This is a genomic window from Corallococcus exercitus, from assembly GCF_042231735.1.
Taxonomy (GTDB): Bacteria; Myxococcota; Myxococcia; order Myxococcales; family Myxococcaceae; genus Corallococcus; species Corallococcus exercitus_B.
Genome location: NZ_CP102577.1, coordinates 5,001,697 through 5,022,788, shown reverse-complemented (window position 1 = coordinate 5,022,788; position 21,092 = coordinate 5,001,697). Strand labels below are relative to the sequence as shown.

General features: G+C 70.5%; 16 protein-coding genes. 9 read left to right on the top strand and 7 right to left on the bottom strand.

Annotation, left to right across the window (positions count from 1 at the left end):
* Positions 1 to 475: 475 nt before the first annotated feature.
* Positions 476 to 2,701: a DPP IV N-terminal domain-containing protein gene (locus tag NR792_RS19540; RefSeq protein WP_375761521.1), complete on the top strand. Its 2,226-nt coding sequence runs from the start codon at positions 476 to 478 to the stop codon at positions 2,699 to 2,701.
* Between the two features lie 107 nt (positions 2,702 to 2,808).
* On the opposite strand, the gene NR792_RS19535 is transcribed toward NR792_RS19540, so the two are convergent.
* From NR792_RS19535 to NR792_RS19525, 3 genes are all read right to left on the bottom strand, one after another.
* Positions 2,809 to 3,012, bottom strand: a complete 204-nt coding sequence (locus NR792_RS19535) for a cold-shock protein (RefSeq protein WP_014397260.1) — start codon at positions 3,010 to 3,012, stop codon at positions 2,809 to 2,811.
* Between the two features lie 164 nt (positions 3,013 to 3,176).
* Positions 3,177 to 4,397 (bottom strand): 2-oxoglutarate dehydrogenase complex dihydrolipoyllysine-residue succinyltransferase, encoded by a 1,221-nt coding sequence (gene odhB, locus NR792_RS19530; protein WP_375761520.1) that lies wholly within the window; start codon positions 4,395 to 4,397, stop codon positions 3,177 to 3,179.
* On the bottom strand, positions 4,387 to 7,269 hold the full coding sequence (locus NR792_RS19525; protein ID WP_375761519.1) for a 2-oxoglutarate dehydrogenase E1 component: 2,883 nt from the start codon (positions 7,267 to 7,269) through the stop codon (positions 4,387 to 4,389). Before NR792_RS19525 ends, odhB begins: the two co-directional genes overlap by 11 nt.
* 309 nt (positions 7,270 to 7,578) lie before the next feature.
* Here NR792_RS19525 and fabI point away from each other — a divergent pair, with 309 nt between their 5' ends.
* The 8 genes from fabI to NR792_RS19485 all read left to right on the top strand — a co-directional run bounded on the left by fabI (position 7,579) and on the right by NR792_RS19485 (position 16,566).
* The gene (gene fabI / locus NR792_RS19520; RefSeq protein ID WP_375761518.1) at positions 7,579 to 8,412 is read left to right on the top strand and encodes an enoyl-ACP reductase FabI; all 834 of its coding nucleotides are present in this window, start codon (positions 7,579 to 7,581) and stop codon (positions 8,410 to 8,412) included.
* 161 nt (positions 8,413 to 8,573) lie between these two features.
* Entirely contained in the window at positions 8,574 to 8,951 is a 378-nt protein-coding gene (locus tag NR792_RS19515) for a response regulator (protein ID WP_207058135.1), read from the top strand.
* Positions 8,952 to 8,956: 5 nt separating this feature from the next.
* On the top strand, positions 8,957 to 9,823 hold the full coding sequence (locus NR792_RS19510) for a response regulator (protein ID WP_375761517.1): 867 nt from the start codon (positions 8,957 to 8,959) through the stop codon (positions 9,821 to 9,823).
* Entirely contained in the window at positions 9,820 to 11,052 is a 1,233-nt protein-coding gene (locus NR792_RS19505; RefSeq protein WP_375761516.1) for a CheR family methyltransferase, read from the top strand. The genes NR792_RS19510 and NR792_RS19505 overlap by 4 nt, the downstream gene beginning before the upstream one ends.
* Positions 11,049 to 11,594, top strand: coding sequence for a chemotaxis protein CheW (locus NR792_RS19500; protein ID WP_375761515.1), 546 nt, complete (start codon positions 11,049 to 11,051; stop codon positions 11,592 to 11,594). Before NR792_RS19505 ends, NR792_RS19500 begins: the two co-directional genes overlap by 4 nt.
* Positions 11,584 to 13,785: a response regulator gene (locus NR792_RS19495; RefSeq protein WP_375761514.1), complete on the top strand. Its 2,202-nt coding sequence runs from the start codon at positions 11,584 to 11,586 to the stop codon at positions 13,783 to 13,785. The genes NR792_RS19500 and NR792_RS19495 overlap by 11 nt, the downstream gene beginning before the upstream one ends.
* Positions 13,782 to 14,849 carry a chemotaxis protein CheB gene (locus NR792_RS19490; protein WP_375761513.1) on the top strand — a complete coding sequence of 356 codons (1,068 nt, stop codon included), beginning with the start codon at positions 13,782 to 13,784 and terminating at the stop codon, positions 14,847 to 14,849. Before NR792_RS19495 ends, NR792_RS19490 begins: the two co-directional genes overlap by 4 nt.
* A 97-nt stretch (positions 14,850 to 14,946) precedes the next feature.
* Positions 14,947 to 16,566 carry a methyl-accepting chemotaxis protein gene (locus NR792_RS19485; protein ID WP_375761512.1) on the top strand — a complete coding sequence of 540 codons (1,620 nt, stop codon included), beginning with the start codon at positions 14,947 to 14,949 and terminating at the stop codon, positions 16,564 to 16,566.
* 76 nt (positions 16,567 to 16,642) lie between these two features.
* Here NR792_RS19485 and clpA read toward each other — a convergent pair whose 3' ends face one another.
* The 4 genes from clpA to NR792_RS19465 form a co-directional block, all read right to left on the bottom strand.
* Positions 16,643 to 18,925: an ATP-dependent Clp protease ATP-binding subunit ClpA gene (clpA, locus tag NR792_RS19480; RefSeq protein ID WP_375761511.1), complete on the bottom strand. Its 2,283-nt coding sequence runs from the start codon at positions 18,923 to 18,925 to the stop codon at positions 16,643 to 16,645.
* Positions 18,926 to 18,928: 3 nt separating this feature from the next.
* Entirely contained in the window at positions 18,929 to 19,255 is a 327-nt protein-coding gene (locus NR792_RS19475) for an ATP-dependent Clp protease adaptor ClpS (protein ID WP_171413745.1), read from the bottom strand.
* Positions 19,256 to 19,316: 61 nt separating this feature from the next.
* Positions 19,317 to 20,477, bottom strand: a complete 1,161-nt coding sequence (locus NR792_RS19470; protein WP_375761510.1) for a GNAT family N-acetyltransferase — start codon at positions 20,475 to 20,477, stop codon at positions 19,317 to 19,319.
* Positions 20,478 to 20,542: 65 nt separating this feature from the next.
* The gene (locus tag NR792_RS19465) at positions 20,543 to 20,983 is read right to left on the bottom strand and encodes a hypothetical protein (protein ID WP_375761509.1); all 441 of its coding nucleotides are present in this window, start codon (positions 20,981 to 20,983) and stop codon (positions 20,543 to 20,545) included.
* Positions 20,984 to 21,092 lie beyond the last annotated feature (109 nt).

Genomic DNA, 21,092 nt, shown 5'->3' with positions numbered 1-21,092 from the left:
TGGAGACGTGTCCCATCTTGCCGCGAAAGGAGCCCCGTCCTGCGGGGTTCAATCACGCATGCGTCCATTCGTCACCGTCGCGCTGCTCCTGCTGGGGATGCCCGCCCTGGCCCAGGAGAAGGCCCTCCGCGAGCGCAGCCGGGGCTTCACGACAACGTCTACTTCTTCCACGCGCTGAAGCTGTCGGATGCCCTCTTCCGCGCGGGCAAGCCGCACCAGCTGCTGCCCCTGGCCGGCCTCACGCACATGGTGCCGGACCCGCTCGTCATGGAGCGTCAGTACGAGCGCGTCATCGCCCACTTCCAGCAGAACCTGAAGTAGCGGGAGGCCCCGGGTGCCGCGGGGCGTTGTCCGCTTCCGGGTGGGAATCCGCTCCCCGGCTGGACGTTGGGAGGGCCGCGCGGCGGCCGGAGTGTAGGCTTGCCCGCACCTTCCCGCGAAAGGAGCCCCGCCCCGCGCGGGGATTCAGCTACGCATGCGTCAGGTCCTCACCGCCGCCGCGCTTCTCCTCATGAGCAGCGCACCCTCCATCGCCCAGGAGCGCAAACCCTCCGCCATGGCCCCTTCGCAAAAGCAGCCGGACACCTTCCTGCGCCAGTACGCCGAGACGCGCCGCTTCCAGAGCGGCCGCCCCGTGGGCACGCGCATCACCCCGGACGAGAAGTCCGTCCTCTTCCTGCGCACGTCCCCCACGTCCAACGTGCAGATGCTCTACGCGTTCGACGTGGCCAACGGCCAGGCGCGTGAGCTGCTCACGCCCGAAGCCCTGCTCAAGGGCGCGGAGGAGACGCTGTCCCCCGAGGAGAAGGCCCGCCGCGAGCGCATGCGCGTGAGCGCCCGGGGCTTCACCTCCTACAACCTCTCCGAGGACGGCACCCAGCTGCTGGTGCCCCTCTCCGGCCGCCTCTACGTCGTGGACCGCACGACGGGGAAGTCCACGGAGGTGAAGACGGGCCCCGGCGTCATCGACCCGCGCCTGTCGCCGGACGGCAAGCAGGTGGCGTACGTGCGTGAGCACGACGTGTATCGGGTGGACCTGGCCTCCAACCAGGAGAAGCGCGTCACGCAGGGCGGCACCGCGCAGAAGACGCACGGCCTGGCGGAGTTCGTGGCCCAGGAGGAGATGAGCCGCTTCTCCGGCTACTGGTGGAGCCCGGACGCGAAGTCCATCGCGTACACGGAGTCCGACACGTCCGACGTGGAGAAGCTCACCATCGTGGACGTGATGCACCCGGAGAAGGGCGGGGAGATCTTCCCGTACCCCCGCCCCGGCAAGGCGAACGCGAAGGTGCGCCTGGGCGTCACGCCCGTCACCGGCGGCAAGACGGTGTGGGCGCAGTGGGACGCGCAGAAGTACCCGTACCTGGCCACGGTGAAGTGGGACAAGGGCGGGCCGCTGACCCTCGTGGTGCAGAACCGCCTCCAGACGGAGGAGCAGGTGCTGGCGGTGGACCCCGCCACGGGCAAGACGCGCGTCCTCCTCACGGAGAAGGACAACGCGTGGGTGGAGCTGGCCCAGGACTTCCCGCTGTGGCTGGAGGATGGCTCCGGCTTCCTCTGGTACACCGAGCGCAACGGCGGCCCGGAGGTGGAGCTGCGCAAGGCGAGCGGGGAGCTGGACCGCTCCGTCGTGAAGCCGGACGCGGGCTACCGCAACCTCTCGCGCTTCGTGCAGGCGGACAAGACGCTGTTCTTCACCGGCGGCCCGAACCCCACGGAGAGCCACCTGTGGCGAGTGAAGGCCGGCGGCGCTCCGGAGAAGGTGGCCACCGGCACCACGGGGCCGGCCGTGGAGGGCGGGCTCGTCTCCAAGAACGGCGGCCTCATCGTCCTCAACACGCAGGGGCCCAAGGCCATGCCGCGCACCGTGGTCCTCAAGGGCGACGGCACGAAGCTGGGCGAGCTGCCGGAGGTCGCGCAGGAGCCGTCCTTCACGCCGAACTTCGAGATCCGCCAGGTGGGCCCGAAGAAGTTCTGGACCTCGCTGGTGAAGCCCCGGAACTTCAAGCCCGGCACCAAGCTGCCCGTCATCGTGGAGGTCTACGCGGGCCCCACGGTCACCGTGGTGCACCAGTCCATGGCCGCGCACCTGCTCAGCCAGTGGTTCGCGGACCACGGCTTCCTCGTGGTGAAGGTGGACGGGCGCGGCACGCCGCTGCGCACCGCGGAGTGGAACCGCGCGGTGAAGAACGACTTCGCCACCATCACCCTGGATGATCAGATTGAAGCGGTGCAGGCGCTGGCGAAGGAAGTGCCGGAGATGGACCTGAGCCGCGTGGGCATCACGGGTTGGAGCTTCGGTGGCTACATGGCCGCGCTGGCCGCGCTGAAGCGCCCGGACTTCTTCAAGGCCGCGGTGTCCGGCGCCCCGGTGGTGGACTGGCGCGACTACGACACGCACTACACCGAGCGCTACCTGGGCCTGCCGGAAGAGAGCCCCCAGGCCTATGAGGTCAGCAGCCTGCTGACGTACGCGAAGAAGGACAGCCCCATTGGCGCGCTGCTGCTCATCCACGGCACCGCGGACGACAACGTCTACTTCTTCCACACGCTGAAGCTGTCGGACGCGCTGTTCCGCGCGGGCAAGCCGCACCAGCTGCTGCCCCTGTCCGGCCTCACGCACATGGTGCCGGACCCGGTCGTCACCGAGCGCCAGTACGAGCGCGTCATCGCCCACTTCGAGCAGAACCTGAAGAAGTAGGCGCAGGCGCACCCAGCCCCTGGAAAAGGCAGAGGCCCGGTTCCCTTTCGGGGGCCGGGCCTCTGTTGCTTCAACCAGTCCGTGAGGAATGGCTGAGACGCGTCACTTCACGCCGCGCGGACGTTCTGCGCCTGCAGGCCCTTCGGGCCCTTGGTGACTTCGAACTCCACCTTCTGGCCCTCGGCCAGCGTGCGGAACCCATCCATGTTGATGGCGGTGTGGTGGCAGAACACGTCCTCGCCGCCGCCGTCCTGGGTGATGAAGCCGAAGCCCTTCGCGTCGTTGAACCACTTCACGGTACCAGTTGCCATTGCGCTTCCTTGCGTTTGCAGGGCTGCCGTGGGGAAGGCCGCCCGTTCTGCCCGACGACCGGGGAGACAGGTCTATTTGTAGTGAAAGGGCCGACTGGAAGTCCAGCCGGCCCACCGGGAATGCCCGTCTTCCACCCCCGCGGTGTCATGTGCGGGGGAGTAGGTCAGATGTCGAGCAGCAGGCGCTCGGGGTCCTCGATGCACTCCTTCACGCGCACGAGGAACTGCACCGCTTCCCGACCGTCCACCAGGCGATGGTCGTACGTGAGGGCGATGTACATGATGGGCCGGATGACCACCTGGCCGTCGCGGGCCACGGGGCGCTCCACGATGTTGTGCATGCCCAGGATGCCCGTCTGCGGCGGGTTCAGGATGGGCGTGGACAGCATGGAGCCGAAGATGCCGCCGTTGGTGATGGTGAACGTGCCGCCCGTGAGGTCCGACATCGTCAGCTTGTCGTTGCGCGCACGGCCGCCGTAGTCACCGACCGTCTTCTCCAGGTCCGCGAGCGACAGCTTGTCCGCGTCACGCACCACCGGCACCACCAGGCCACGGCTGCCGCTCACGGCCACGCCGATGTCGTAGTAGTGCTTGAAGATGACGTCCTCGCCGTCGATCTCCGCGTTGATCTGCGGGAACGCCTTGAGGGCCTCCACGGACGCGCGGATGAAGAAGCTCATGAACCCGAGCTTCACCCCGTGCTTCGCCTGGAACTTGTCGTTGTACTTCTTGCGGAGCGCCATCACCTCGCCCATGTCCACCTCGTTGAAGGTGGTGAGCAGGGCGGCGTTGGACTGGGCCTGGAGCAGGCGCTCGGCCACGCGCTTGCGCAGGGGCGTCATGCGCACGCGCTCCTCGCGCGCGGCGTTGGGGCGCGGGCCGGACGGCGCGGCGGGGGCCGGGGGCGCGGACGGAGCGGCGGCGGGGCGGTTGAGCTGACCCTGCACGTCCTCCTTCATGATGCGGCCGCCGGTGCCGGAGCCCTTCAGCTGGCCCACGTCCACCCGGTTCTCCTCCGCCATCTTCTTCGCGGTGGGGGTGATGCGCGCGTCGCTTCCGGCCTGGGCCGGGGCGGACGCCACCGGCGCCGCAGCCTGGGCGGGCGCGGGCGTGGCGGCCGCGGCGGCCGGAGAGGCAGCGGCGCCAGCACCGGCCTCGATGGTGCCCAGCACGTCGCCCACGCGGACCTTGTCGCCCTCCTTGAAGGCGATGGACGCGATGCTGCCGGCGGCGGGAGAGGGCACGTCGATGGTGACCTTGTCGGTCTCCAGCACGACGAGCGGCTCGTCCGCTGAGACAGACTCACCCTGCTTCTTGTTCCACTTGCCGACGACGGCCTCGGTGATGGATTCGCCGAGCGGAGGGACTTTCAGTTCAACGGCCATTCTGGGGTCCTCGGAGGATGGCTTCTTCGATGATGAGCTGCTGCTCGTAGTCGTGCGTCTTCGTGAAACCGGTGGCGGGGCTGGCGGCCTCGGCGCGCCCGATGTAGCCCAGCTTCACCGTCTGCTGCGCGCGCTGGGACAACAGGTCGTGCAGGCGCGGGAACATGAAGTGCCACCCGCCCGCGTTGCGCGGCTCCTCCTGCACCCAGTACAGCTCCTGGAGCGCCGGCAGCTTCGCCACCAGGTGGGACAGCTCGTCCTGCGGGAACGGGTAGAGCTGCTCCACGCGCACGATGGCGATGGAGTCGTCCTTGCGCTCGTCCCGGGCCTTGGCCAGGTCGTAGTACACCTTGCCGCTGCACAGGAGCAGCCGCTTCACCTTCGCGGCGTCCGCCTTCGCGTCCGGAATCACTTCCTGGAACGCGCCCGTGGCCAGGTCGTCCATGCGGCTGGTCGCCTCCGGACGGCGCAGCAGGCTCTTGGGCGACATGATGACCAGCGGCTTGCGCACCGGGCGCAGCACCTGGCGGCGCAGCAGGTGGAAGATCTGCGCGGGCGTCGTGGGGTAGCAGACCTGGAGGTTGTCCTCGGCGCACAGGTCCAGGAAGCGCTCCAGGCGCGCGCTGGAGTGCTCCGGGCCCTGGCCTTCGTAGCCGTGCGGGAGCAGCAGCGTGATGCCGGAGAGCCGGCGCCACTTGCTCTCCGCCGCGGCGATGAACTGGTCGATGATGATCTGCGCGCCGTTGGCGAAGTCACCGAACTGGGCCTCCCACGCGGTGAGGCCGTCCGGCACGTCCAGGCTGTAGCCGTAGTCGAAGCCCAGCACGCCCATCTCCGACAGCGGGCTGTTCCAGACGTTGAACGTCGCCTTGCCCGTGGCGAACTGGCGCAGGGGCGTGAACTCCTCGCCCGTCTGCGTGTCGTGCAGCACCGCGTGGCGGTGGCTGAAGGTGCCGCGCTCGCTGTCCTGGCCGGACAGGCGGATGGTGTAGCCCTCCGACAGGAGCGTCGCGTACGCCAGCGACTCGCCCTCGCTCCACTGGAGCTCCTCGCTCTCCAGCATGCCCTGGCGCTTCTTGAGCACCGTGCGCTCCACGTCGCGGTGGACGTTGAAGCCCTCCGGCGCCGTGGCCAGCTTCTGGAGCGCGTCGCGCAGCGTGGCCTTGGCCACCGCGGTGGGCACCTGGGGCGCGTTCTTCAAGAGGCCGCCCTTGTAGGGCTTCCACAGGCCCTCCAGCGCGTTGGGCTCCTTGAACTGGCTCTCCTGGCGGGCGCGGGTGAGCGCCGCGTCGAAGTCCTGGAAGCAGCGCTGCTTGAGCGCGTCCGACTCCTCCGCGCTGATGCGGCCGGCCTCCGCCAGCGCCTTCGCGTACAGCGCGCGCACCGGCGGGTGCTTGCGGATGAGGTCGTACATCGCCGGCTGGGTGAAGGACGGGTCGTCGCCCTCGTTGTGGCCGTAGCGGCGGTAGCAGATGAGGTCGATGACCACGTCGCTCTTGAACGTCTGGCGGTACTCCGCCGCCAGCCGCGCCGCGTGGACGCACGCCTCGGGGTCATCCCCGTTCACGTGGAACACCGGGATGTCCAGCATCTGCGCGATGGCGGTGGAGTAGATGCTGGAGCGCGAGTCCGACGGGTCGGTGGTGAAGCCCACCTGGTTGTTGATGACGATGTGGATGGTGCCGCCCGTCGTGTAGCCCTTGAGGCCGGAGAAGTTGAGCGTCTCCGACGTGATGCCCTGGCCGATGAAGGCCGCGTCACCGTGGATGAGCAGCGGCACCACGCCGGTGCGCTCCGCGTCTCCGCCGCGGTCCTGCTTGGCGCGCACGCGGCCCTCCACCACGGGCCCCACGCACTCCAGGTGGCTGGGGTTGAAGGCCAGGGACAGGTGCACCTTCGTGCCGGCGCGCGTGGTGTGGTCCGACGAGAAACCCATGTGGTACTTCACGTCGCCGCGGCCCAGGTACGCCTTGGGGTCCTTGGGGCCGTCGAACTCGCTGAAGATCTGATCCGGCTTCTTGCCCAGGATGTTGGTCAGCACGTTGAGGCGGCCGCGGTGGGCCATGCCGATGACCAGCTCCTTCAGGCCCATGCCGCTGCCCACTTCCAGCAGCGCGTCCAGCATGGGGATGAGGGCCTCGCCGCCGTCCAGGCTGAAGCGCTTGGCGCCCACGTACTTCGTGTGCAGGAAGTTCTCGAAGCCCTCCGCGTACGACAGCTTCGTGAGGATGTGCCGCTGGTCCTCCACGGAGAACGGCGTGCGGTTGTCGCTGTGCTCCATGCGCTTCATGAGCCAGCGGCGACGCTCGCTGTCGAGCATCTGCATGAACTCCACGCCGATGTGGTCGGAGTACGTGCGGCGCAGGCGCGTGACGAGGTCCGAAAGCCGCACGCGCTGCTGCGGGAAGACGTTGTTGCACTCCACCGACTGCTCCAGCTCCTTCGCGGAGAAGTGGTTCTCATCCATCAGCGCCACGTCCGCCACGTGCCCCAGCTGCGGGCGCGGACGGGCGAGCGGATCCAGCTTCGCGCGCAGGTGGCCGCGCAGCCGGAAGGCGGTGATGGCCTGGTCCACCTTCGACTGCAGCCCGATGTCCTGCGCCGGCGCGGCCGGGGCCTGCGGCGCGGCGGCGGCCGGGCCCTGCGCGGCGGCACCGTTCGCCTTGCCCTTGCCCTTGCCTTCCGGAGCGGCCGGGGCGGGAGCCTCCAGCTGCTTCGCGTTGAAGATGGGGCGGCCCGTGCCGTTGTTGCGCTCGAACACCTCACGCCAGCTCGCGTCCACGCTGCCGGGGTCATCGAGGAAGCGGGCATAGAGCCCCTCGATGAAGTCGATGTTGGCACCAGAGAGGAAGCTGTCCTGGAAATTCGCCATGGCGGGGGTCTTTTACTGGATGGGCGCCGCGTTGGGGGGTTTTCGCCTCAGGTTTGTTGAACCGCGTCACGCCCGGCTGCCTGTCTTCGCTCAAGAGTGCAGCTGGAGTCATGCTCCAAGTGAGCAGAGCTTCACCGAAGGCCGGATTCCCGCGTCTGGGAGGGGCTCAAAGGAGGCGCCAGCCCCCCTGGCATGCTGAACAGACGTACATCCGAGGCGGATGGGATAACGGGGGGACGGGGCCTCCCTCCAACGTTCAGGAGTGGTAAGCACACGCCCCCTTTCCTCCCTCACCGAGAACGTACCGACATGCTCCTCCAGGGCAAGAAGCTGCTCATCACCGGCGTGCTCACCCCGCAGTCGTTGGCCTTTGGCGTCGCGGAGCACGCGATCGCGCAGGGCGCCGAGGTCATCCTCACCGGCTTTGGCCGGGCGAAGTCCCTGACCGAGCGCAGCGCGAAGCGGCTCAAGCCCGGCACGGAGGTGCTGGAGCTGGACGTGACGAACCCGGCGCACTTTCCGGCGCTGACGGAGGCGCTGCGTCAGAAATGGGGCCGCGTGGACGGCGTGCTGCACGCCATCGCGTTCGCGCCCGAGGACGCCCTGGGCGGCAACTTCCTCAACACCCCCTGGGAGAGCGCGCAGACGGCGTTCCGCATCTCCACCTTCTCCGTGAAGGAGCTGGCGGTGGCGTGCGCGCCGCTGATGACGAATGGCGGCTCCATCGTGGCGCTGGACTTCGACAACCGGCAGGCGTGGCCCATCTATGACTGGATGGGTGTGTGCAAGGCGGCCATGGAGGCCACCGTGCGCTACCTGGCGCGCGACCTGGGCCCCAAGGGCATCCGCGTGAACGCGCTCGCGGCGGGCCCCCTGGCCACCGTCGCGGCCAAGGGCATCCCGGGCTTCAAGGCGCTGGCGCAGTACTGGGGCAAGCAGGCGCCGCTGGGCTGGAGCGACAAGGACAGCCACGACCACGTGGCCAAGACGGCCTGTGCCCTCCTGTCTGATTGGCTGTCGTCCACCACGGGCGAGATGATTCACGTGGACGGCGGCTACCACGCGGTGGGCGCACCCCCAGTGGAGACGGTGGAGACACCGGCAGAAGGGGTCCCCGCGAACCCCACGCCCAAGGACGGCTGAGGCCATCCAACCTTGTCGGAAAGTCCAGACATTCACCTGCCAGGCTTACCGGCGGACGGAAGCCCCCCGCTTCCGCCCGTCGGAGCGCTCACGGTAGGATCACTCATGCAGCGCAGGACATCTCCGCACGTCGCGGAGCCTGTGCGAGGAGCCTTGGCACAGTGAGCACCAACGTCTTGCTGGTGGACGACAGCCCCACCGTCCGCAACATCCTCAAGATCTACCTGATGAACCTCAAGGTCAGCATCGTCGAGGCGGAGGACGCGCAGCGCGCGCTGCAGCTCTTGCGGCTGGTGCCGGTGAGCGTGGTGATCGCGGACATCAACATGCCGGTGATGGACGGCATCACCTTCGTGAAGGAGGTCCGCGCGAGCGCGCAGGCGCAGGTGAAGAAGGTGCCGGTCATCCTGCTGACGGCGGAGAAGGGCAATGACCTGCGCCAGCGCGGTTCGGAGGCGGGAGCCAACGCCTTCATCCAGAAACCGGTGTCCCACGACGAGCTGACCAAGACGGTGCGTCAGTTCCTGACCGGGGGCTGAGCACCGTGAGCCTGCCGACGCTGCTGCTGGTGGATGACAGCGACGCCATCCTGGCGCTGGAGCGGGCCATCCTCTCCGGGCACTACACCATCCACACGGCCAGCAACGGCCGTGAGGCGCTGGACAAGGTGGGGCGGCTGCATCCGGCGGCGGTGCTGCTGGACCTGTCCATGCCGGAGATGGACGGGGATGAAGTCCTCCAGCGGATGAAGGCGGACGCGGGCACGGCGGACATCCCGGTCATCATCATCTCCTCGGAGAAGCAGCGCGCGGAGGCGTGCCTGGGCTTTGGCGCGGAGGCGTTCCTGCCCAAGCCCTTCCGCGCGGACGAGCTGCTGGCCCGCGTGGGCGAGGCGCTGGAGAACGCGCGCAGGCGCTCGCGCTCCGGGGCCATGCTGCTGCTGCGGCTCAACGTGGGCGAGCGCGAGTTCGCCGTGCCGCTGGACTCCGTGAAGGAGGTCCTGCTCCAGCCCCTGACGCGGCCCTTGCCCACCGGCCCTTCATACCTGCGCGAGTACGTGGAGCTGCGCGGCCAGGCGGTGTGCGTGCTGGACGTGGCGCTGCGGCTGGGCGTGGAGCACCGGGTGCCCATCGCGGAGCGGATGCTGGTGGTCATCGAGGCGGAGGGCGTGTCGCTGGCGCTCACCGTGGACACGGTGAAGGACCCGGAGGAGTTCCAGGCGGGCGACATCGACCGGCGCGAGAAGGTGGGCGGCGCCGAGCACGGCCTGCTCCAGGAAGGGCTCGTGGGCATGCTGCGCACCGGAGGCCGCGCGCTGCCCATCCTGGATCCGAAGGTCTTCATCGCGCGGGGACTTTTGCGCGACCTGCCCGCGCTGCTCGCGCCGGTGGAGGAAGAGCGGAGCGCATGAGTGCGGGGCTCGACCCGAGGCTTCTGGCCCGTGCCCGGGAGGTGGTGGCGGACACCACCGGCTTCCGCGACGACGCCATCGCCCAGGAGGCGGTGGAGCGCGTGCTGCGCGCGGAGCTGGCCCGGGGACGCGTGCCCACGGAGGTCCTGAGCGAGCTGCAGCAGCTGGGCTCGCCCCTGGCCTACACGCTGGTGCGCGCGGTGCTGGTGGGGGAGACGTACTTCTTCCGCCAGCCGGAGCACTTCCGCTACATCTCGCAGGAGGGCATCCCGTCCGCGCTGCGCCACGGCGCCATGCACCTGCGCGGCTGGAGCGCCGGGTGCGCCACCGGCGAGGAGGCCTATTCGCTGGCCGCGTGCCTGCTGGCGTGCGCGCCCCCGGGGATGCCCGTGGAGGTGGTGGGCACGGACCTGCACGAGGCCAGCCTGGAGGCCGCGCGGCGCGGCACCTACGGCGCGTGGTCCCGGCGCGAGTCCGCCCCCGCGCTGCACCCCGTCTACGAGCTGCTCAACGGGCGGCAGGTCTCCATCCTCCCGGAGGTGCGCAAGGTGACGCGCTTCGCTCCGGCGAACCTGCTGGCGCCGCTGCCGGAGCGCTTCGGGCACTTCGACTTCATCCTCTGCCGCAACGTGCTCACGTACTTCTCTCCGTCCGCGCGCGACGCGGCCGTCGTCCACCTGGCGCGGGCGCTGGCGCCGGGGGGCCTCCTGTTCCTGGGCACGGTGGAGGTGGACCGCACGCCGCCGGGGCTCACGCGCGAGGGGCCGCCGGAGCTGCAGGCCTTCCGCAAGCCCCGCCCGGAGGAGCGCACCTTCGCGCAGCTGCCCGTGGCGCAGCCGGTGACCCCGCAGCGCGTGACGCCCACGCCCCGGCGGCTGTCCGCGCCCATGCCGGCTTCGCCCACGCCGCCGCCGTCCCCTCCGCCCTCGCCCGCGAGGATGCACCTGCAGGCGCTGGAGCGGATTGAAGAGGGCAACGTGGCCGGGGCCACGGCGGTGCTGGAGCTGCTCGTGAAGCAGGCGCCGGACTACCTGCCGGGCCTGCTGGAGCTGGCGCTGTTGCGTGAGCGCGCGGGCGCCCGGGACGCGGCCTTCCCGCTGATGCGCGCCCTGCGCACGCGGGCGGGGCAGCTGCCGCCGGACGCGCTGGTGGATGGACCGGAGGCGCTGCCCGCGCGCTTCTATCTGGCGTCCGCTGACGCCTACCTGAATCTGGGGGCGCTGGAATGAAGGGGACGCCGCGCGTGGTGGACGAGGCCCTGGAGGATGAGACGCGGGAGTTGCTCGCGCGCCGTGCCGCGCGCCTGCGCGAGCAGGGCGAGTCGACCGTGGAGGAGGCGGTCCACTGGATCGCCGAGTTCCCGCTGGGCGAGGAGCGCTACGCGCTGCCGCTGGAGTCGCTGCGCGCGGCGCTGCCCCTGCGCATGGTGACGCCGGTGCCGCTGTCCGCGCCCGCCGTGATTGGCGTGCTGCGCTTCCAGGGGCAGGTGCTGTCCGCGCTGAGCCTGGCGTCGCTGCTGGGCGGCCACGGGTGGCGGCAGGACCCGGCCGTGCTGCTGGTGGTGGACCGGGGGGACGGCGAGCTGTGCGCGCTCGACTGCGAGGCCATCCCGCGCCCCACCACGCTGCCGCTCGCGTCCGTGGAGGCCGCGCGCGCCCGGGCGGAGGGGCCGGTGGTGGAGGTCTTCACCCAGGACCGGCAGCTCATCCACCTCATCGACCCGCGGCGCCTGTTCCTCCGCTCCGACGTGGGAGTGCGCCATGCCCGTTGATCCGATGCTGCAGCCGCTGGTCGCGGGCTTCGCGGTGGAGGCCCAGGAGGTCATCCAGAAGGTCACCATGGACCTGCTGGAGCTGGAGCGCGAGGGGCTGGAGAACGACGCGCTCGCGAAGATCTACATCCGGCTGGGCCGGCACCTGCACACGCTGAAGGGCAGCGCCGCGTCGCTGGGCCTCCAGGACCTGGGCGACATCGCCCACAGGCTGGAGGACGCGCTGGCGCCGCTCAAGGCGCACACGCAGAAGATGCCGCGCCCGGTGGTGGACGTGCTGCTGCACGGGCTGGACCTCTTCATGCTGCGCGCCCAGGCGCACGCGGACGGCCGGGGTGACTACCTGCCGGACCCCGCCGCCGCGCTGGCCCAGTTGGTCGCCGCCGCGCCGCCGCCGGAGGAGTCCGCCGTGCTGCCGGGCGGAGGCTTCGCGCAGGCGACGTCCGCCGAGCCCGCCGAGCCCGCCGCGGTGGCCAGCGCGCCGTCCGCGGCCGCCAGCGCTCCGGCCAGCCCCCTGGGCGAAGCGGCCGCCGGGCTGGAGCCCTCGGGCGAGTCGGCGGACGCCGGGTGGCGGGTGAGCGCCAACCAGGTGACGTCGCTGATGCGCGAGGTGGAGCGCCTGCGCGAGGTGCGCCTGCGGGTGGAGGAGCGAAGCCGCGAGCTGGAGCGGGTGTCCACGCTGCTCGCGAAGCAGGGCCTGCTGGCGGAGACCGCGGAGGCGCGCACGCTGCTGTCCGGCACGGGCCGCTCGCTGCGCACCGACGGCGAGGAGACGAGCGACGTCGTGGACGCGCTGGAGGAGGGCCTCAAGGCCATCACCACGCGCCCCACGCGCACCATCCTGGACCCCCTGCAGCGCATGGTGCGCGACCTGTCGCGCCAGCTGGGCAAGGAGGCGCGGCTGTCGGTGGTGGGCGCGGAGGTGTCGCTGGACCGGCGCCTGCTGGAGAAGCTCCAGGGCGCGCTCGTGCACATCCTGCGCAACGCCGTGGACCACGGCCTGGAGATGCCCGCGGAGCGCGAGAAGGCCGGCAAGCACCACGAGGGCGCGCTCACGCTGCGCGTGGAGCAGCAGGGCAACCTCCTGTACCTGGAGGCGAGCGACGACGGGCGCGGCATCGACCTGCAGCAGGTGCGCAAGGCCGCGGAGAAGCGCGGGCTCGTCACCGCCGAAGAGGCGGCGCGGCTCAACGACAACCAGGTGCGCGACCTCATCTTCAGCGCGGGCTTCAGCACGCGCTCGGACGTGACGGACACCTCCGGGCGCGGCGTGGGCCTGGACGCGGTGCGCGCCACGGTGGAGTCGCTGCAGGGCCGCATCGAGGTCGCGAGCACGCGCGGGCAGGGCACGCGCTTCGTGCTGACCCTGCCGGTGGACCTGGGCAGCTCTCCGGTGCTGATGGTGCGCGCGCTGGAGCAGTTCGTGGGCCTGCCCATGCTGGCGGTGGAGTCCACGCAGCTGGCGCGCGCGGACCTGCTGCGCCTGGGCAAGCGCCGGGCGCACATGGAGCACCAGGGGCAGCTGTTGCCGGTGGTGGACCTGGGCGCGCGGCTGGGGCTGCGTGCGTCGTCTCCTCCCGCGGAGGGCCAGCCGCTGCTCATCGTGCAGAGCGGCGGCAAGCGCGTGGCGCTGGGCGTGGACGCGGTGGTGGGGGACCGGGACCTGGTCATCCGCCCGCTGCCGTCGGAGGTGCGCGACGTGGCGGCCTGGCAGGGCGCGGCGACGCTCAGCCGGGGCGAGCTGCTGCTCATCCTCCGGCCGGACTGGGTGGTGTCGGATTCGGAGAAGGTCACGGTGTCGGCGGTGAGCCGGCGGGCGCTGGTGGTGGATGACTCGCTCACCGCGCGCGCGCTGCACCGGGCGATGCTGGAGGCGGGCGGCTTCCAGGTGCACCTGGCGGCCAGCGGGGCGCGGGCGCTGGAGCGGCTGCAGGCGGACACCTACGACGTCGTCATCTGCGACCTGGACATGGAAGAGATGGACGGCATTGAACTCATCGCACGGCTGCGCGAGCGCAAGGACACGCGCACGCTGCCGGTCATCCTGGTCTCCGCGCACGACACCGTCGTGGCGCGCGAGCGGGGCCTGGCGTCCGGAGCGGACGGCTTCCTCAGCAAGCGCGAGTGCGCCGCGGGCCGGCTGCTCGCGGAGGTGCTGGACGTGATGAGCCGCCGGGGGAGCCGCGCGTGAGCTCGAAGAAGTCCATTCGCGTGCTCGTGGTGGACGACTCGCCCACCATGGCCAACACCCTCACCGCGCTCCTCACGGAGGAGCCGCGGATTGAAGTCGTGGGCCGTGCGGGGGATGGCAACCGCGCCGTGCAGCTGGCGCGCCTGCTGCGCCCGGACGTCATCACCATGGACCTGCTCCTGCCCGGCCTGGATGGCCCGGCGGCCATCGGGCACATCATGTCCCAGGCGCCCGCGCGCATCCTGGTGGTGAGCGCGGTGGCGGAGCAGCGCGGCGTGGACCTGGGCTTCCAGGCGATGAGCGCCGGGGCGCTGGAGCTCATCGGCAAGCCCAACGTCACCAACGCGGAGGAGCTGCGCCGCTGGGGCCGGGAGCTGGCCCACTCCGTGTGCCTGATGGCGGAGGTGCCCGTCATCTCCCGCCGTCCGCGCACCGTGGCGCCGCCGCCCGTGCCCAGCGGGGCGCGGGTGGACGTGTTCGGCCTGGTCGCCTCCACGGGCGGCCCGCCCGCGCTGGCGGAGGTGCTGTCCAAGCTGCCCCGCGACCTGCCGGTGCCCATGCTCGTGGCGCAGCACATCACCGTGGGCTTCACGCAGGGGATGGTGCGCTGGCTGTCCCAGGTGTGCGAGTTGCAGGTGGGCGTGGCGCGCGACGGCGAGCGGCTGGAGCCGGGCCGCGTGTACTTCCCGCTGGATGGGCATGACCTGCTGGTGGACAGCATCGGGCTGGCCCGCCTGCAGCGCAGCCACGGCGGGCCGTGCCCCAACGGGGACGTGCTGCTCAACTCGCTGGCCATGGCGTACGGCCGGCGCAGCGGCGGCGGCGTCCTCACCGGCATGGGCGAGGACGGCGCGCGGGGCCTGCTGGCCATCCGTCAGGCGGGCGGCGTCACCCTGGCCCAGGACGAGGCGTCCAGCGTCGTCTACGGCATGCCGCGCGCCGCCGTGGAGCTGAAGGCCACCGACGGGGGCACGCCCCTGGCCCTGGTGGCGGACCTCATCCTGCAGAGCTGTCAGCGTCCGTCGTTCCGTCCTGCTCGCGGCCCGGAGGGGGGGCCCCGGTGAGCGGTTTCCCACCAACAAATCGCAGTCGCCTGCGTTGTCCCTGGCGTCGGGTGGCTGACGGTCGGCCGCCCGAGGACGCCACCCCGGGAGTGTTCCCTTGAAGCCCTCTACCGCGCTCCCTGTCTCCTTCCTGCGTGGGCTCGGGCTTGCCCCGAAGTTCGTGCTCGTCACGGCGGTCATCAGCGCCACCGTGGCCCTCATCCTCACCCTCATCGCCACGCGCCAGCTGGCGGCCAACCTGGAGGAGCGCCACGCCAGCGAGGGCGAGGCCGTGGCGCTGAGCCTGGCCATCGCGGCGGAGCAGGGCGTGTCCGCGGGCATGGGCTCGCTCCAGCCGCTGCTGGAGACGTTCCGCGAGCGCGAGGACCTGGCCTACATCTTCATCCAGGACCCCACCGGCTTCGTGCTGGTGCATTCCTTCCAGGGCGCCTTCCCGGAGAGCCTGAAGGCCGCCATCGACGCGCAGCCCGCCGTGGGCCAGGGCCGCACCCGCGTGGTGCCGGAGGTCCGGCTGGTGCGCGGCGGCAGGACGCTGCGCGCGCTGGACGTCGCGGCGGCCGTGGCGGAGAAGGGCCGGCTGGGCACCGTGCACGTGGGCATGGCGCGCGAGTTCATCGACGCGAGGGTGGATGCGCTGCGCTGGGAGATGCTGGGGTTCGCGCTCCTGCTGGTGGCGGGCGGCGTGGTGCTGGCGGCGCTGTTCGGCCGGAGCATCGTGCGGCCCCTGGCGGAGCTCACGTCCGTGGCGGGCCACATCGTGGCGTCCGGCGACCTCACCCGCCCCATCCAGACGCGGGGCAACGACGAGGTGGGGCGGCTGTCCAACTCCTTCTCCCAGATGGTGGGCAAGCTGCGTGAGGTGACGCTCAACCTCCAGCACGCCGCCACCGCGCTCACCCAGTCCACGGACCACCTCAACGCGTCCTCCACCGAGCAGGCGCAGACCATCTCCCGACAGGCCGCCGCGCTCCAGGAGACGCAGGTGACGGCGCAGGAGATCAAGCAGACCTCCACGCTGGCCGCGCAGAAGGCGGAGAGCGTGCTCAGCGTCGCCGAGCGCGCGGACACCCTGGCCCGGGCGGGCGAGGCCTCCATCGAGCAGACGATGGCGGGCCTCAACGACATCCGCGCGCAGGTGGGGGAGATCGCCGACAAGATTCTGGAGCTGGGTGAGCGCACGCGCCAGATTGGCGGCATCACCCAGACGGTGAAGGACCTGGCGGACCAGTCCAACATGCTCGCGCTCAACGCGGCCATCGAGGCGGTGCGCTCCGGCGAGCACGGCAAGGGCTTCAGCGTGGTGGCGCGTGAAATCCGCGCGCTGGCGGACCAGTCCATCCAGGCGACCACGCGGGTGCGGGAGCTGCTGGACGACATCGCCAACTCCGTCACCGCCGCGGTGCGCATCACCGAGCGCGGCGCGGAGCGGATGGAGGCGGGCCTGGCGCAGGTGCGCAACAGCGGGCAGAACCTGCGCGAGCTGTCCTCCATCGTCCAGGACAACGCCGCCGCCGTGCGGCAGATCGCCGCCGCGGTGAACCAGCAGAACGTGGGCATCAATCAGATCACCCTGGCGGTGAACGATTTGTCCAAGATGATGGACGACACCGTGGCCCGCATCGGGTCCACCGGTGAGGCGGCCACCACGCTGCAGATCATCTCCGAGCAGCTCTCCAGCGCCGTGGGCGCGTACAAGGTCGCGTCCAAGCCGGAGTAGGAGACACGAAGGCCCCGAGTCCCCATGAAGGGGGCCCGGGGCCTCGAGGTGTTTCAGGGGCTCAAGAGCCGGGGCTTCACGCCGGCACGGCCTCGGTGGCTTCCGCCTGGAGCTTCACGGCGTCGTCCACGACGTCGAAGCGGGCCACGCCCCCGTTCTTGAGGGAGCCGAACAGCAGCGCCTCCGCGAGCGGCTTCTTGAGGGTGTTGTCCACGAGCCGCGCCATGGGGCGCGCGCCGAAGGCCGGGTCGTAGCCGTGCTCGGCCAGCCACGCGCGGGCGGCGGGCGTGAGCTCCAGCTTGACCTTCTTCTCGTCGAGCACCTTCTGGAGCAGGCGCACTTCCTTGTCCACGACCTTGAGGATGACCTCGGGGGGCAGGCCGGAGAACAGAATCCAGCCGTCCAGCCGGTTGCGGAACTCCGGCGTGAAGGTGCGCTCGATGGCCTTCTTCGCCCGCGAGCCGTCCACCACCACGCTGGGGTCCCCGAAGCCCATGGCCTTGGTGCTCATCTCCTGCGCACCCGCGTTGGTGGTCAGGATGAGGATGATGTTGCGGAAGTCCGCCTTGCGGCCGTTGTTGTCCGTGAGCGTCGCGTGGTCCATCACCTGGAGCAGGATGTTGAAGAGGTCCGGGTGGGCCTTCTCAATCTCATCCAGCACCAGCACCGCGTACGGGTGCTTGCGCACGGCGTCCGTGAGCAGGCCGCCCTGGTCGAAGCCCACGTAGCCCGGAGGCGCGCCGATGAGCCGGCTCACCGTGTGCTTCTCCGAGTACTCGCTCATGTCGAAGCGCAGGAACTCCACGCCCAGGCTCTGCGCCAGCTGCTTCGCCAGCTCCGTCTTGCCCACGCCCGTGGGGCCGGAGAAGAGGAAGCTGCCAATGGGCTTCTCCGGCGCGCGCAGGCCGGAGCGCGACAGCTTGATGGCGCCCACCATCTCTTCAATGGCCTTGTCCTGCCCGTAGATGACGCCCTTGAGCTCCTTGTCCAGGTTCTGGATCTGGACGCCCTCGCTCGCGGACACGCTCTTGGCCGGAATCTTGGCCATCTTGGAGACGACCTGCTCCACGTCCTGCGCGGAGACGATGCCCGTGCGCACGCCCTCGGGCTTGAGCCGCTCGGCGGCGCCGGCCTCGTCGATGACGTCGATGGCCTTGTCCGGCAGGAACCGGTCGTTGATGTGCTTGGCCGCCAGCTCCGCCGCCGCCTGGAGCGCACCCTCGCCGTACTTCACGTGGTGGTGCTCCTCGTAGCGGCTGCGCAGGCCCTCCAGCACCTTGACGGTGTCCTCCACGCTGGGCTCGTCCACCTCAATCTTCTGGAAGCGGCGGGACAGCGCGCGGTCGCGCTCGAAGGACGCCTTGAACTCCTGGAACGTCGTGGAGCCGATGCAGCGCAGCCGGCCCGACGCCAGCGCAGGCTTGAGCAGGTTGGACGCGTCCATGGACCCGCCGCTCGTGGCCCCGGCACCGACGATGGTGTGGATTTCATCGATGAAGAGGATGGCGTCCGGCAGCTCCTGCAGCGCCTTGAGCACGCCCTTGAGGCGCTCCTCGAACTGGCCGCGGAACTTGGTGCCCGCCAAGAGCGCGCCCATGTCCAGCGAGTAGACGACCGCGTTCTTCAGCGCCTCCGGCACGCGGCCCTCGGTGATGTGGAGCGCGAGCCCTTCCGCGATGGCCGTCTTGCCCACGCCGGCCTCACCCACGTAGAGCGGGTTGTTCTTGCGGCGGCGGCAGAGCACCTGGATGGTGCGCTCCAGCTCCTTGTCGCGGCCGATGAGCGGGTCGATGCGGCCCGCCTTCGCCTCCACGTTGAGCTGCACGGCGTACGCTTCCAGCGGGCTCTTCTTCTGGGACTCGCCGTCCTCGTCGTCCCCGGCGGGCGTGGGGCGCGACTCGCCCTCCGACTCGCCGTCCTTGCTGACGCCGTGGGAGATGAAGTTGAGCAGGTCCAGGCGGGTGACGCCCTCCTGCTGCAGGAGGTAGAGCGCGTGGCTCTCCTCTTCGCGGAACATGGCGACCAGCACGTCTCCGCCGTCGATGTACTTCTGCTCCGCGGACAAGGCGTGCATGGCGGCGCGGTGGAGCACGCGCTCCACGCCGATGGTCTGCTGCGGCTCGGCGTCCACGTCGTCGGGCAGGCGCTCGACCGTCTCCTCCAGGAAGGAGGTCAGGTTCTCCTGCAGGCGCTTGACGTTCGCGCCGCAGCCCTTGAGCACCTCGCGGGTGCGCGACTCACGGGTGAGGGCCAGGAGCAGGTGCTCCAGGGTCAGGTACTCGTGACGCATCTTCCGCGCCTCGTCGAGCGCGGTGCGGAAGCTGGCCTGCAATTCTTTGGCAATCGATGGTCCTGCCACGGTTCAGCCTTCCTCGGGTTCCATGGACAGCCGCAGGGGGAACCCGTTGTCCCTCGCCGCGGCCTCCACTGTCTTGAGCTTCGTCTCGGCGACGTCGTAGGTATAAACGCCCGCCACACCGATGCCGTTGTAATGAACGTGCATCATGATCTGCACGGCATCCGTCTCCGACTTGTGGAAGATCTCCTTGAGCACGGCCACGACGAACTCACGCGTGGTGTAGTTGTCGTTGTGCAGGAGGACCTTGTAGAGCGTCGGCCTCTTCAGCTTCTGCTTGGGGACGGTCTCCGTGACGACCTGGCCGTCATCGTGTTGGTGCTTCTGAGCCATGGGCTTGCGGACTCCCTTGCCTTCGCTGCGCTTTCCCTTTGGCGGGCCTGTCTGAAACCGCTCAGACCCGCTCCTTGAAACCCGTCTCCGCCCACCACAGCGGCAGGCCGCTTTCGACGGCTGCCCGCTCGTGCGCCAGGAAGCCGCGCACCGCCCGGTCCAGGCCGGGGTGGAGGAACAGATGCGCACTGTACGTGAGGTGCGGCTCGAATCCCCGGGTGAGCTTGTGCTCGCCGCCCGCTCCGGGCTCGAAGCGCTGGCGGCCCCGCGCGATGCAGTCCTCCACCGGGTGGTAGAGGCACACGTTGAAGTGCAGGAACGGATGCTCCTCCAGCGCTCCCCAATAACGGCCGTACAGCGTGCTCGGCCCGGTGAAGTTGAACGCGCCGGCCACCCTGTGGCCTTCCCGGCGGGCCTCCACGAACTCGCACCGGTGGCGGAAGCCGGCGAGCAGGCGGGCGAAGAAGTCCCCGGTCAGCGAGCGCACGCCCCACGGGTAGCGGTCCACGGTGGAGCTGTAGAGCTGGTGGGCCCAGGCCGCGTCCACCTCTTCCAGCGCGTCGCCGCGAAGCGTGCGCACGGTGATGCCCTGGGCCTCCAGTGCGCGCCGCTCGTGCTGAATCTGATGCCGCCGCTTGGAGCGGAAGCGGCCGAGGAAGTCCTCGAACGTCCGGTAGCCCGCGTTGCGCCAGAGGTACTGCACGCCCAGGCGCAGCGCGTAGCCCTGCGCCTCCAGCACCGGCAGCTCCTCCGGGGTGGGGAAGAGGACGTGGACGCTGGAGAGCCCCTCCGCGCGCGCGTACTCCAGCGCGGCGTTGTACAACTCCGACTCGCGGGAGGGGGCGTGCTCGCCGGGGGCCACCAGCACGCGGCGGCCGGTGGCGGGGGTGAAGGGCACGCCCAGGACGAGCTTGGGGTAGTAGCGCAGGCCCGCGCGCTCGGCGAGGGTGGCCCAGGCGGCGTCGAAGACGAACTCGCCGTGGCTGTCGTCCTTGAGGTACGCGGGCGCCGCGGCGACGAGGCGCGAGCCCCGCCACAGGGTGAGGTGGCGCGGGTGCCAGCCGCGCTCGGGCACCACGCTGCCGCTCTCCTCCAGGGCGGCGAGGAAGCCCCACTCCAGGAAGGGCACCGACTCCGGGTCCACGAGCGCGTCCCACGCCGACGGGGGAACGTCGGTGATGGACGTGAGCAGGCGCAGCGTGGTGGGGAGCGGGGCGGACATGGACGTGGCGAACGCCAGCCTATAACGGCGGGTGGCGGCTGCCGCCACGGCTGGCCGGGCGTCCGCTACTTCCCGCGCGTGAGCTCCTGGGCGAGGAACCCGGCCACTTCCGTGAGCCCCGCGGCGGCGCGCTTGCGGCCCTCGTCGGACTCCATGACGCGGCGGGCGGCGTCGCTGGCGGTGCCCACCTCCAGGTCCACCAGGATGAGGAAGGCGCTCCAGCCGGGCGTCACGGTGGCGACCTTGCCCGGCCGCTGTGGCCGGTCGCTCAGGGTGGCGGCCACCTTCTCCAAAAGGCCTTCTTCCTTGAGACGTTTCGTGCTCCCGAGCATCTGCGTCCAGGTGGCCTCCAGAAGGGAGGTCAGCAGGCGCCCGGAGAGGGCGGTGGAGAGGCGCTGGGCGGCCTCCTCGGAGTCCACGCGGTGGGCGTCCGCGTAGGTGGGGCCCAGCTTGGCCACCACCACGGCCTTGGTGGCGAGGTGGGCGAGACGTGGCGGGAAGGGCATGGGGCCCTGTCTTACATCGGTGACGGGCCTTTGCTCCATCCGGAGTGAATGAACGGCGCGGGGCGTTTGCCTGACAGCCGGACAGGTTGCTATGGGGCCCGGCGCCCTT

Coding starts and splice junctions, on each gene's coding strand:
- NR792_RS19540 (WP_375761521.1), top strand. CDS start 476: ATGCGTCAGGTCCTCACCGCCGCCGCGCTTCTCCTCATGAGCAGCGCA.
- NR792_RS19535 (WP_014397260.1), bottom strand. CDS start 3,012: ATGGCAACTGGTACCGTGAAGTGGTTCAACGACGCGAAGGGCTTCGGC.
- odhB (WP_375761520.1), bottom strand. CDS start 4,397: ATGGCCGTTGAACTGAAAGTCCCTCCGCTCGGCGAATCCATCACCGAG.
- NR792_RS19525 (WP_375761519.1), bottom strand. CDS start 7,269: ATGGCGAATTTCCAGGACAGCTTCCTCTCTGGTGCCAACATCGACTTC.
- fabI (WP_375761518.1), top strand. CDS start 7,579: ATGCTCCTCCAGGGCAAGAAGCTGCTCATCACCGGCGTGCTCACCCCG.
- NR792_RS19505 (WP_375761516.1), top strand. CDS start 9,820: ATGAGTGCGGGGCTCGACCCGAGGCTTCTGGCCCGTGCCCGGGAGGTG.
- NR792_RS19500 (WP_375761515.1), top strand. CDS start 11,049: ATGAAGGGGACGCCGCGCGTGGTGGACGAGGCCCTGGAGGATGAGACG.
- NR792_RS19495 (WP_375761514.1), top strand. CDS start 11,584: ATGCCCGTTGATCCGATGCTGCAGCCGCTGGTCGCGGGCTTCGCGGTG.
- NR792_RS19475 (WP_171413745.1), bottom strand. CDS start 19,255: ATGGCTCAGAAGCACCAACACGATGACGGCCAGGTCGTCACGGAGACC.
- NR792_RS19470 (WP_375761510.1), bottom strand. CDS start 20,477: ATGTCCGCCCCGCTCCCCACCACGCTGCGCCTGCTCACGTCCATCACC.
- NR792_RS19465 (WP_375761509.1), bottom strand. CDS start 20,983: ATGCCCTTCCCGCCACGTCTCGCCCACCTCGCCACCAAGGCCGTGGTG.